The organism is Clostridioides sp. ES-S-0054-01 (assembly GCA_021561035.1).
In the GTDB taxonomy this organism is placed as follows: Bacteria; Bacillota; Clostridia; order Peptostreptococcales; family Peptostreptococcaceae; genus Clostridioides.
On sequence record CP067346.1, the window covers coordinates 1,659,900 to 1,673,010 of the forward strand.

Genomic DNA, 13,111 nt, shown 5'->3' on the forward strand with positions numbered 1-13,111 from the left:
AATTGGGAGGATAGTTATGGGTGACTCAAAGGTATTTGAAAAAATATTCTCCAGCCAATCAGATAGAGGAAATTATACTCCTTCAAAGGGATATCTAAGTTATTTTATTTCATATATTGGTTTAGAAGATGAAATTTTGTACAATCTCGAGATATTTAAGACAAAACAAAATATCGATAGCAAAAAAGATATTGCTTTATTCACTGATTCTATAGCAAATCCTAGTAATTTTGATATTATAAATTATTTTAAAAATGGACTTAAGAAATATAGAAGTAGCATGGAAGATGTAGATATAAATATTTTGGGATTTGAAGAGATTGATTATAAAATAAAGCAAGCAATAGACAGAGTGTTAAAAGAGGAAGAAAAAGAATTTACTAATGATAGAGTTAAACAAAATTTTATAGTGAAAATAATGGCATGGATAAAAATTTATATCGGTGCTTTAGATATAAATAAAAATGAAACTCCAAAAGTAATATTTTATGGAGATATAAAAAAACATGAAGTTTATTTACTCTTAATATTATACTTGGCAGGTTTTGATGTTTTATATCTTAATCCAAATTCAAAGAGTAATATAGATATTTTAAAATTAGAAAGATACAATATAGAGTTTGAAGAAGCCAACATAATAGAAGCAAAAGTTTCTTTTGAAGAAAGAGTTCTTTTAGGGGAAAAAATAGATAAAGGTTCTGTAAAAAAAGCTTTTACTGTGGGAGCAGAAGCATCAAAACGTATAAGTGAAGAATTGTTAAATGATGCGGGATTTATAAAACCTTGGCAACTTCAAGACAGAAAAATAAAAAATTTGCTTTTAAGTTCAACTGTTGATGAAATATCAATATACTGGAATCAGCCACTTAAATTAAGACCAGGATTTAAGTTTAATGATGCTATTGTAGAAGCTCCAAATTTTCTTTCTAAGATTAATGGAATATATAATGATAAGAATGAATATATTAAGTTTTTAGATTTATTAAGAGATTCGGAAAGTTCAACATTTATTGAATTTAATGGAGATGTAGATAGATTTTCAAAAGCTTTTACAAGAGAAGCTTTTAGTTTATCCTTTTTATTGGATTCAAAAGGTGTAATAGATAAAAACTCTGTTTTAAATAATAAAGATTATTCTATATCAACACTAGCCTTGAATCAACAAATTATGATTTTAGAGAAAGTGGAAGAATTGTTAGAAGGAAGTATGTTTTTGAATGGTTTAAGTGGAGAAGATAAGATAAAAGGTCTATTTACAGTACTTCACATGGATAAGAAATTTGTTCATATGATGAATAATTTTGATTACTCCCTTATAAATCCAAAATTGATTATATACATGTACAAGAGTATTATATTTGATAAAGAAATATTTTTTCTTATGCTTTTACTTAGTAAAATTGGATTTGATATTATCATCCTGTGTCCAGGTGGAGAAAATAATATAGAGAATGTTATAAATAACCAATTGATTGATATACACAGATTGGATAAAATGGTATATGACCTTAAATTAAATTCGCTTGAAAATGATATACCTTTACTTAAAAAAATTTTTGGAAAGAGGAGACGATTTTAGATGGGGATAAATATAAATAGTTTTTCAAAAGATAAGAATTCTGTAGAGGTTGCTGATAATTTGCCTACAGCAGTTCAAGAAGAAAATTTCGATATAATGGAATATACAAATAATAAAAAAAATGAACTGAGAAAGTCTAAGGAAGTTGAGGCATTGACGTCTCTTATAGAAGTAGAAAATCCAGATACGATTTTACAATTTGGTAGGAAAGCATCTGAAGGAGTAGCAAGAGTTTCCGATAGCCTTTTAAATACAATAAAATTAAATAGGAATGAAGAAAATTCTAAAATGTTAGTTCATTTAACTAAAATAATGGACAAGTTTGATTTAGATGATTTTCAAGAAACTAAGGAACCAAATTTCGTTCAAAAACTTTTCAAAAAAGCTAATAATGCCATTGAAATGATGTTTCAAAAGTATGAAACACTAGGAGGAGAAGTTGAGAAAATTCAAATTGAGCTTGAGCAGTACGAAAGAGATATAGCGCTTTCTAACAAACAAATAGGTGCTATGCTAAATGAAAACTTTGAGTTTTATAATGAACTTCAAAAATATATTGTTGCTGGAGAAATGGCAATAGAAGAAATGGATAATGAAATACTACCTTTCTTTAAACAAAAATCAGAGACTAGTGGAGACCAAATGGATGTTGTTAATTATCAAGAACTATTAAAAGTTTATGATATGTTAAATCAAAGAGTCTATGATTTAAGAATAGCAGAAAATATAGCCATCCAAACAATACCTATGCTTAGAGGTATGCAACATAATAATTATGGTTTAATTAGAAAAATAAACAGTGCATTTGTTGTAACGTTACCAGTATTTAAACAATGTTTATCTCAGGCCATATTGCTTAAAAAGCAAGAATTGCAAGCAAAATCTCTAAAGGCACTTGATGACAAAACTAATGAATTATTGCTTAGAAATGCACAAAATGTAAGTACTCAAAGTGCACAAATAGCTAGAATGGCTGGAACAAGTTCTGTTCAAATAGAAACACTGGAAAAAATGTATAATACTATCAAGTCTGGTATAGATGAAACTATGAGAATAGAAGAAAATAATAGAGCTTTAATTAAGGATAATACAAAGAGATTGGAAGAATTAAATACGACTATAATTTATAATAAGTAGTATTATATTAAGGGCTAATTTGTATAAAGTTGGCCCTTTCTATGTATATGAGGAGGCTAGACATTGAAATATTTCGATTATATCTGCAAAGATGATTTGGAGAGAATTTTTTTGAAGGAGCCAGAAGACTTTAATGCTAAGACTGAAAAAGATGTGTTGAAATATGCACTTGGTGCTTTTTTATACGTTCCAGCGACTCAATATAATATGATTTATAAGAGTATTGTAGGAGATGTTAAGGGAGTTAGACCATTAGCTATTTGTTTAGAAGATGCTGTTGGAGTAAATGGAGAGTTAGAGGCTATAGAAAACCTTAGACTAATTTTAAAAAATATTAGCAATGAAAGTATAACTAATAAAGATGGAATACCATTAATTTTTGTAAGAATAAAAGATGTGGAGCAACTGTTGAGAATTAAAGAGATTATAATTAAAAATAGTCATTCTATAACAGGAATATTAATTCCTAAAGCAAATTCGGAGTTAATTGAAAACTGTATAGAAGCTTTAGATTCTATGAATCTTAAAAATATGTATGTTATTCCAATAATAGAGACAAGAGAATTTATATATAATGAAAAAAAAGAACTTAGTTTTACTAATTTGTACAATGCTATTTTAAGACATAAGTCAAGAATATTAAGCATTAGAGTAGGTATAACTGATATATTAGGGATGTATGGTATAAGGAGGGACAAAACCTTCTCTATATATAATAATTTAATTTGTTCTTCATTTATACTAGATATAATCACATATCTTCAAAGACCAGAGTTAGATATACCTATAAGTGGTGGAGTATCAGAGTTTTTTGATATGACAAATAGGGATATAAGAAGCAAGTATATAGAAGAAATATTATTGGATAAATATCATGGATTAATTGGAAAGACCGTAATTCATCCAATGCAAATTCAAATTGTACAAGCGCTATCTACAGTATCATATGAAGATTTTACTGATGCTTTGGATATACTGGATAGTACAGACAGTAAGTATGGTGTGAGCAAGGGTGTATTAGGAGAGAGAATGAATGAAACAAATCCACATTTTTTATGGGCTAAAAAAACATTGATTCTATCTAAAATATATGGTGTATTAAATAAAGGAGTAGACTATGAAGAATTGCTTAAATTTTAATTGTGAGATTGACATTATTGATAATCCCTTGAATTTAGAACTAAATGATTTTTTAGATGTAGGAATAAGAAATAATAGCAAAAGACGTTTTTTGTTTATCTCAAAGAAACTCGGTAAACATTTAGCATGTAAGCCAAGTGAGATGGATAATTTGGGAAAATTAATGGCTACAATTTATAATGAAAAAAATAAGGAAGAATCAAATGGTACTGTTATAGCTTTTGCTGAAACTGGTACAGCTGTTGGGCATAGTTTTTTTGATTACTTATGTGGAGATTATGAATTTATTCATACTACTAGAGAGCAGTTTGACGAGTTAGAAAATCTAGAATTTTTAGAGGAACATTCCCATGCAACAGACCAAAATTTATACTTTCAGATGCTTAATAACTTTAAATTTGGAGACGAGATAATATTGGTTGATGATGAGATTACCACAGCTAATACATGTATAAATATAATTAGGAAGATTCAAAGTATTTATCCTAAAAAGAAATATACTATATGTTCCATACTTAATTGGGTAAGTGATGAGAATTTAAGCAAAATTACTCGTTTAGAAAAAGAACTGGATTGTAAGATAGAATTTGTATATTTATTTAAAGGAAACTTTAAATTTGATATAGATGAAGATGTTATTTCAAATTACAATGATAATTATATTATTACCAAATCAGACACTATTTCAAGGGATAAATTAAACTTAGTAGTAAATCATATTTATGTTGATTTAGAAGATTATATTGGAAATAAGAAATATGTAAAATATACAGGTAGATTTGGAATCAATAGAAGAGAACAATCTAGATTAAAAGAAATCGTTAAGAGAGAAAGTAAAAAAATAACTATGGATAGTAAAGAATCTTTAAAAAATGAAAAAGAAAAGATTCTATTTTTAGGTACTGAAGAATTTATGTATATACCTATGTTATTTGCAAAAGAAAAAGAAAATCAATGTGATGTATACTATCATTCAACAACAAGAAGTCCAATTATTGATATTAATAAAGATAATTATCCTATTAGAAGTAAGTTTATGTTAAAGAGTTTTTATAATACAGATGTTCAAAATTATATTTACAATATAGATAAACATAATTTTTCGAAGTGCTATTTATTTGTAGAGCTAAATAAAAGTGAAAATTCTTATCTAGAATTTATTGATATAATTAAAGAGACAAGTATAAAAGAATTAACTATAGTATGTTGTAGCTAAAGTGTTTTAACAGGATAAATATATCACAGTTTTAAGATAGGAGTTGAGTCATATGGGAGATTTTAGCACATATTCTAAAGATGATGTTATCTTTTTATTAAAAGATATATCAAATTTAATTGAGGAAGAAGGAAATAAAGAGAGAGAATTAAAAATACAAAATGGCAGACATTATTCAGAAATGATACCAATAGAGTATGAAGTTAGTGAAGATTATCTGAATTTATATCATGAGAAACTAAGAGAAAATAAAGATAAGCTTGCATTTTCTATAGGAGTTATGTGTGAAAAAATAATTAAAAAAAATGGAAATGATATAGTATTAGTTTCACTTGCTAGAGCAGGAACACCTATTGGTATTTTGGCAAAGAGATATATAAGAAGTAAGTATAATATAAATTTACCTCACTATACAATCTCTATAATAAGAGATAAAGGAATAGATATGAATGCAATTGAATATATAGTAAAGAATCATCCAAGTTCAAAAATTCAATTTTTAGATGGATGGACTGGGAAGGGAACTATATCAAAAGAACTTGAAAAAGCATGTGATGAACTTAATACTAAATTTAAAAGGTATTTTGACTCAACCCTTGCTGTATTAGCTGACCCTGCTGGATATTCAGGGCTTTATGGAATTAGAGAAGACTTCTTAATACCAAGTGCATGTTTAAATTCAACTGTTTCTGGGTTGGTAAGTAGAACTGTACTAAGAGATGATTTAATTGGTAAAGATGACTTCCATGGAGCTAAATTCTATAGACATTTAAAAGATAAAGATGAGTCTATAAACTATGTAGAAACTATAGAAGAATGTTTTAAAAATCAATTTAAAAATATATCTGATGAAGTTGAAAACTGGGAAAGTGATATTATAACAAGAGATGGATATTTTGATGTCTTAAATATAAAGGAAAAGTATAACATAACAGATATTAACTTTATCAAACCAGGTGTCGGAGAAACAACAAGAGTTTTACTTAGGAGAGTTCCATATAAGATTCTTGTTAAAGACTTAAATGATAAATCTTTAGAGCATATATTCATATTAGCTAAAGAGAAAAATGTTGAAGTTGAACAAATGGATTTAAAAGCTTATAAATGTTGTGGAATAATAAAAAATATGAAAGATGTTTAGAAAATATATTAGACAGGAGAATATTGAATGATTGTTTTTTCAGATTTAGACAGGAGTATCATTTACTCTGATAAATTTTTAAATACTAATAGTGAATATATTAATATAGAACTTTATAGGGGAAAAGAAATATCTTATATATCTTTAGATACTATAAATTTAATAAAGCAAATACAATATTATGGTATGTTTATACCGGCAACTACTAGAACAGAGGAGCAATTTAAGCGTATAGAATTTAATAAATACGGGATTCACTTTCCTTGGAGTATAACTTCTAATGGAGGAATTATACTTAAAAATAATGAGATACTCAAATCATGGAGTGAAAGAATAGATAAATTAAAATCTGACTATGAACCCATTGAAAGTATGATTGAGAAATTTAGAGACTATTTAAATATAGATGGCATAACTAATTTTAAAGTTGCAGAAGATACATTTTTTTATATAGTTGTTGATTTCTCAAAATTTAATTTGGATTCAATCAAAGAATATATAAATATCTTGGAATCAAAAAATTGGAGGTTCTATGTGAGTGGCAGAAAAATCTATTTTATACCAAAAGAAATTTCAAAAGAAAATGCTATAAAATACTTGACTAAAGAATTAGAAATAGAATCTTTTTATGCAATTGGAGATTCTATTATGGACTATGGTATGCTTAATATCTCAAATAAGGCTTATGTATTAAGGCATGGTGATATAAATAAAAATGAAATAGAAAATTCATTTTTATTAAGTTCTTTTAGTGGAATGAGTGGAACTGAAGAGATATTAGCTAACATTTTAGACGAAAGTTGCCTACTTAATATATAATGACTGACATGTATAAAAATAAGCTAAAAAATCTGAAATAAGTTAGAATAAAGTTTGACATACTAATTTATTTCAGATTTTTATCAATTTATATTTAAGTAAGAACTCAATATGTTAAAATGAAGGTGGAGTCATTGCCCAGACTGAGATACATTCCTCATCATCAAAATTTTCATACACATGTGGGATAGTACTGTTAAAATAAAAACTATCTCCTTCCTCTAATACATATTCCTTATTTCCAAGTGTTATCTTCATTTTTCCTTTTATTATATAGCCACATTCTTCTCCTTCATGTGTCACAAATTCATTATTTTTTTGTGTATGACCATCTAGCGTAACAAGTATAAATTCTATCTTTTTTCCAGATAAATTAGGAACAAGAAGTTCGTAAAATTTTGTAGAATCATTAGTTACTATTTTTTTTCGATTGTTTTTCTTTACTATTATATTAGAATCTTCTCTTCCAATCTCGTCAAAAAAATAACCTATACTTATGTCAAGAGCCTTTGATATTTTCCACATTGCCACAATTGATGGAACAACCATATTGCGTTCAATCTGACTTATTAAGCCTGTACTTAAATCTGAATTTTTTGCTAAAGTAGAGATACTGATATTTTTAGATTTTCTAAGAGCTCTAATTTTACTTCCGACATCTATATTCATTAGATACAAACCTCCTCAGACATGATTATAACATATAATTTCTAAAGATTAATAGAATAAATAAAGTTTTACAATATATGTATTTTTTCTGTTATATTGAATTTTCTGAAAAGATGCATTATAATAGTATTAATATTCAGTATATTGAATATTGATATAGATATTTTAATTTAATGAAAGGGAGGTAGTTAAGATGAAGAGTTTTGTAAGCTCTGATAATATTTGGGTATTATGGGCAGTTATAACTGGATGGGCAGCATTTAGTATTTATTTGGAACAAAAGTATAATTGGGCATCAAAAGTGTCAGGAGCAATAATAGCTCTTGTAGGGGCAATGTTATTATCAAATCTAAATATTATACCAGTAGAGTCTGTTGTGTATGACCAAGTATGGGGATATGTTGTTCCTTTAGCTATAGCTTTATTGTTGTATCAATGTAACATTAAAAAGATATGGAAAGAAAGTGGAAGATTACTCGTAATATTTCTTGTAGGTTCTGTAGGAACTGTGCTTGGAGCTATGATTGGATTTTTAGCATTAAAAAATGTAGTACCAGATTTAAATGTTGTTGCAGCCATGATGACAGGTTCTTATATAGGTGGAAATGTAAACTTTGCAGCTATGTCAGGGGCATTTGATGCTCCAGGAGAATTAGTATCAGCAACAGTTGTAGCAGATAATCTTTTAATGGCATTATATTTCTTTGTTTTAATAGCTATACCATCAATTGGATTTTTTAGAAAACGTTTTAAACATCCACATGTAGATGAGATGGAAAGTATAGGTGTAACTGATGGAGAAACAATAGCAGCAAATTACTGGGGAAGAAAAGAAATATCTTTAAAAGATATAGCAATAGCCATTGGTAGTGCCTTTATAATTGTTGCAGTCTCTGTGGAATTATCAACTTGGTTCAAAGCTATAATACCAGTATCAAATCCTTTTTTAGCAATGCTAAATACTTTATTTGGCAATCAATATCTAATAATAACTACTTTGACTATGTTATTTGCTACATTTATGCCTAATTTCTTTAGCGATATAAAAGGAGCACAGGAGTTGGGTACATTTTTAATATATATCTTCTTTGTTGTAGTAGGTGTTCCTGCTTCAATACCATTAATAATTCAAAAATCACCATTATTACTTTTATACTGTGGAATAATGGTACTGATAAACATGTTAGTTACATTTATAGTTGCCAAAATATTTAAGTTTAGTTTAGAAGAAGCTATTCTTGCATCTAATGCAAATATTGGTGGACCTACAACAGCAGCAGCTATGGCAATATCAAAAGGATGGTCTAAGCTAGTAGGACCAATACTTATAGTTGGTACATTTGGATACATAGTTGGTAATTATTTTGGTCTTTTAGTAGGAAATATTTTGATATAATTTTACGTGGATAAAAAAGTTGTTTTTGAGAAAGATTTTTATTTAATTGGAGGTTGTTATGATTTTCGATGGACATTCAGATACTTGGGCAGATGTAACAATAAGAAGAATTAACGGGGAGAAAGATGTATTTAGAAGAATCCATCTTGATAATTTTAAAAGAGCGAATATAGAAGGAGCTATTTTTGTAATATGGATAGACCCACCATATGATAAAGAGCCTGAAAAAAGAGTTAAACAAATCATAAGCTCTATAAAAGATGAAATAGAAGATATGAAAGATATTACAAATATGGTAAAAAAATATTCAGATATAGATAAAGGTATAAGTGAAAATAAAGTAAATATTTTAATTGGTCTTGAAGGATTAAGTCATATTGGAAAAAATATAGATTTAATAGATTATTTTTATAAAGAAGTTGGTGCAAGACATGCATCATTAACATGGAATGAGCAAAATGAACTTGCTACAGGATGTTTAGGAGATGAAAATCGTGGTTTAACTGAAACAGGTAAAAAAGCAGTAAATAAGATGGAAGAATTGGGCATGATAGTAGATGTATCACATTTAAATGATAAGTCATTTTGGGATTTAATGTCTATTGTAAGTAAGCCAGTAATAGCTTCTCATTCTAATGCTAGGAGTCTATGTGATGCTAAAAGAAACCTTACAGATAATCAATTAAAAGAAATTTCAAATACAGGTGGATTAGTAGGAATAAATAGTTTTAGAGGATTTACTAATAGTAATCCTAAGAAACAAGATTTAATACATTTGGTTGACCATATAGACTATATGGTAAATCTTATAGGTATAGAACATGTATCTTTTGGCTTTGATTTTAGTGATTACTTAGGAAAAGAGACTATAGGTTCTTTTACTGGAAATGTTAGTACTCCAAGTGTAGATGGTCTTGAAAGTACACATACAGCACATAATATAGTAGTAGAACTCGAAAATAGAGGTTATAAAAAAAGAGATATAGATTTAATTTCTAGTGGTAATTTTTATAGACTCTTTAAAGATATACTAAAATAATATAATAAATAACCTAAATTTATAAAATATTATATTTACATAATAATATTTACATATTTAAATTAGTGTTTATAGTTTTTTATTAAATTAGATTTTAATGTTACTAGAAATTTCTAGTAACATTTTTTATGCGAAAAACAGATTTATATATATATATTGACAATGATAATTATTATTGATAAACTATAAAAATGAAAATGATAATAATTTTCATTTTAATTAAGAAGCGATTTTTAAGGAGGGAGAATGAAAAAAAGGTATTTAGTCATAGGAATAATAATTTTGTCTTATTTTTCTTTATTTATAGGAGCTGAAGATATAAATATAATGCATATATTTGCAAAAAATCAGCATAAGCTTATGATATTTATCATGAGTAGAGTACCAAGATTAATAAGTATATTGATTGCTGGTGTAGGGATGAGTATAGCAGGTCTTATAATGCAGCAGATAAGTAAAAATAAATTTGTATCACCTACAACAGGAGCTACAATAGATGCAGCTCAATTTGGTATAGTAATATGTATGCTTTTAGTACCAACTGCATCTATTTTTACAAAGACAATAATAGCGTTTGTATTTTCTCTTGTAGGAACTTTTATGTTTATGAAAATAATAAGGAAGTTGCAATTTAAAAATATAATCTTTGTACCATTAGTAGGTATAATGTTTGGAAATATAATAGGTTCTATGACAGATTTTATCGCATATAAATACGATTTGAGTCAAAATGTAAGTTCTTGGATGCAAGGTGACTTTTCTATGATACTTAAAGGAAATTATGAGATATTATATATCACAATACCTCTTATAATATTAGCATATATTTATGCAAATAAATTTACTGTTGTTGGTATGGGTATGGATTTTGCAACAAACTTAGGTCTGAGTTACAAAAGAATTGTTAATATAGGTCTAATAATAGTAGCACTTGTTACAGTATGTGTAGTCGTTACAGCTGGAAATATCCCTTTTATAGGTCTAATAGTTCCAAATATCGTATCTTTATATATGGGTGATAATATAAGGGCAAGTATATGGTATACTGGTTTATTTGGGGCGATATTTGTACTTATATGTGACATTTTTGGAAGGATTATTATTTATCCATATGAAATATCTATAGGGCTTACAGTTGGAGTTATAGGAAGTATACTATTCCTTTATTTAATTTTAAGGAGGAATGTAAATGAAGCTTAGTCTCAATCAAAAAATTTATTTGGTGAGCGCATTACTATTAACATCAATAGCACTTTTTGTAATCTATAGAATAGATATGAATCATTTAGAATATGCATTATCGCAGAGAATACCAAAAATACTTGCTATGATATTAGGTGGAGGATGTATAGCATTTACTACTGTGGTGTTTCAAACAATTACGAATAATCAAATATTGACTCCAAGTGTACTGGGTTTGGATTCATTATATGTAATGATTCAAACTATAATAGTATTCATATTTGGTTCAAGTAGTAGTCTGATTATAAATGAGAATTATAATTTTATTATTAATATTGCCATGATGATTGGAGCTTCACTGTTATTATATAAGACGTTATTTGAAAAGAATAAAAATAATATTTTCTTTTTAATCCTAGTAGGAATGGTATTTGGAACATTATTTAAAAGTGTTACAACATTTATTCAAGTAATGATAGACCCAAACGAATTTTTAGCTTTACAAACCAGTATAATGGCTAGTTTAAATAATATAAATACTAATGTGCTTTTAATAGCATTTATAATAATTATTGCCACAATACCTTTTATATGTGACGAAATAAAGTATTTGGATGTATTATCGTTGGGTAAAGAGCAAGCAATTAATTTAGGTGTAGATTTTGATAAAGTAGTTAAAAAAATGATAATACTAATAGCAATTTTAGTTTCAATATCAACAGCACTTATTGGTCCAATGACATTTTTAGGACTTTTACTTGCCAATATATCTAGAGAAATTTTTAAAACATATAAGCATACATATTTAATTTTGAGTTCTATGTTGATAGGGATGATTACACTGATAATAGGTCAATTTTTTATACAACATGTATTTAAATTTGACACAACTTTAAGTGTAGTAATAAATTTCATAGGAGGAATTTACTTTATTCAATTACTATTAAAGGGGGCAAATAGATGATAGAGATAAAAAATATATTTAAAAAATATAAGAATAAAAATGTTGTAGATGATGTCTCTTTTAATATAGAAAAGGGAAAGATAACATCTTTTATAGGACCAAATGGAGCTGGGAAAAGTACTGTATTGTCAATAGTTACAAGACTTATAGTAGGTGATAGTGGAGAAGTAATAATAGAAGGAAAAAGCTTGACTAATTATAATAATAAGGAATTGGCTAAAAAAATAGCTATTCTTAAGCAGTCTAACAATATAACTTTAAAACTCACAATAAGGGAATTAGTTGGATTTGGAAGATTCCCATACAGTGAAGGTAATCTAACTAAAGAGGATGAAAAGTATATTGATGAAGCAATAGAATATATGAAGTTGACTGATATACAACATAAGTATTTGGATGAATTGAGTGGAGGTCAAAGACAAAGAGCTTATATAGCAATGGTAATAGCTCAAGATACAGAGTACATATTACTTGATGAACCACTGAATAATTTAGATATGAATCATTCAGTTCAAATGATGAAGGTACTTAGAGACCTTTGTGACGAGTTAGATAAGACTATAGTGTTAGTAATGCATGATATAAATTTTGCATCATGTTATTCAGATAATATAGTTGCATTAAAAAATGGAAAAGTTGAAAAAGTAGGTCGTACAGATGAGATAGTTAATGAAAAAGTTTTAGAAGATATTTATGAAATGAATTTTAACATTAAGAATATAAATGGAAATCGAATCTGTATTTATTTTTAAAATATTGTATATAAAAATAAACTTACTACATCTTTTTTTATAAAATTTTAGATTAAGATAAATATTAATAAGAAAGA

The 13,111-nt window shown here is 27.1% G+C and carries 12 protein-coding genes; 11 read left to right on the forward strand and 1 reads right to left on the reverse strand.

The window, feature by feature from the left end:
* The first annotated feature begins 16 nt into the window (after positions 1 to 16).
* The 6 genes from JJC02_08000 (at position 17) to JJC02_08025 (ending at position 7,032) form a co-directional block, all read left to right on the forward strand.
* On the forward strand, positions 17 to 1,579 hold the full coding sequence (locus tag JJC02_08000) for a hypothetical protein (protein ID UDN56083.1): 1,563 nt from the start codon (positions 17 to 19) through the stop codon (positions 1,577 to 1,579).
* The gene (locus tag JJC02_08005; GenBank protein UDN56084.1) at positions 1,580 to 2,716 is read left to right on the forward strand and encodes a toxic anion resistance protein; all 1,137 of its coding nucleotides are present in this window, start codon (positions 1,580 to 1,582) and stop codon (positions 2,714 to 2,716) included. It begins immediately after the preceding gene.
* Between the two features lie 63 nt (positions 2,717 to 2,779).
* The gene (locus JJC02_08010) at positions 2,780 to 3,856 is read left to right on the forward strand and encodes an HpcH/HpaI aldolase/citrate lyase family protein (GenBank protein ID UDN56085.1); all 1,077 of its coding nucleotides are present in this window, start codon (positions 2,780 to 2,782) and stop codon (positions 3,854 to 3,856) included.
* Positions 3,834 to 5,072, forward strand: a complete 1,239-nt coding sequence (locus JJC02_08015; protein UDN56086.1) for a phosphoribosyltransferase family protein — start codon at positions 3,834 to 3,836, stop codon at positions 5,070 to 5,072. The genes JJC02_08010 and JJC02_08015 overlap by 23 nt, the downstream gene beginning before the upstream one ends.
* Before the next feature lie 52 nt (positions 5,073 to 5,124).
* Complete coding sequence (locus tag JJC02_08020) at positions 5,125 to 6,213, forward strand: cysteine protease StiP family protein (GenBank protein UDN56087.1); 1,089 nt, start codon at positions 5,125 to 5,127, stop codon at positions 6,211 to 6,213.
* A gap of 27 nt (positions 6,214 to 6,240) precedes the next feature.
* Entirely contained in the window at positions 6,241 to 7,032 is a 792-nt protein-coding gene (locus JJC02_08025; protein ID UDN56088.1) for an HAD hydrolase family protein, read from the forward strand.
* Between the two features lie 114 nt (positions 7,033 to 7,146).
* Here the strand turns inward: JJC02_08025 and JJC02_08030 are convergent, their stop codons facing one another.
* A complete protein-coding gene (locus tag JJC02_08030; GenBank protein ID UDN56089.1) occupies positions 7,147 to 7,701 on the reverse strand; it encodes a cupin domain-containing protein in 555 nt (184 codons plus the stop codon).
* Positions 7,702 to 7,894: 193 nt separating this feature from the next.
* On the opposite strand from JJC02_08030, the gene JJC02_08035 reads away from it, so the two are divergent.
* From JJC02_08035 to JJC02_08055, 5 genes are all read left to right on the forward strand, one after another.
* Complete coding sequence (locus tag JJC02_08035) at positions 7,895 to 9,097, forward strand: DUF819 domain-containing protein (protein ID UDN56090.1); 1,203 nt, start codon at positions 7,895 to 7,897, stop codon at positions 9,095 to 9,097.
* Positions 9,098 to 9,155: 58 nt separating this feature from the next.
* Complete coding sequence (locus JJC02_08040) at positions 9,156 to 10,136, forward strand: membrane dipeptidase (GenBank protein UDN56091.1); 981 nt, start codon at positions 9,156 to 9,158, stop codon at positions 10,134 to 10,136.
* A gap of 246 nt (positions 10,137 to 10,382) precedes the next feature.
* Positions 10,383 to 11,336 (forward strand): iron chelate uptake ABC transporter family permease subunit, encoded by a 954-nt coding sequence (locus tag JJC02_08045; protein ID UDN56092.1) that lies wholly within the window; start codon positions 10,383 to 10,385, stop codon positions 11,334 to 11,336.
* The gene (locus JJC02_08050; protein UDN56093.1) at positions 11,326 to 12,282 is read left to right on the forward strand and encodes an iron chelate uptake ABC transporter family permease subunit; all 957 of its coding nucleotides are present in this window, start codon (positions 11,326 to 11,328) and stop codon (positions 12,280 to 12,282) included. The genes JJC02_08045 and JJC02_08050 overlap by 11 nt, the downstream gene beginning before the upstream one ends.
* Positions 12,279 to 13,034 (forward strand): ATP-binding cassette domain-containing protein, encoded by a 756-nt coding sequence (locus tag JJC02_08055; protein UDN56094.1) that lies wholly within the window; start codon positions 12,279 to 12,281, stop codon positions 13,032 to 13,034. The genes JJC02_08050 and JJC02_08055 overlap by 4 nt, the downstream gene beginning before the upstream one ends.
* Positions 13,035 to 13,111 lie beyond the last annotated feature (77 nt).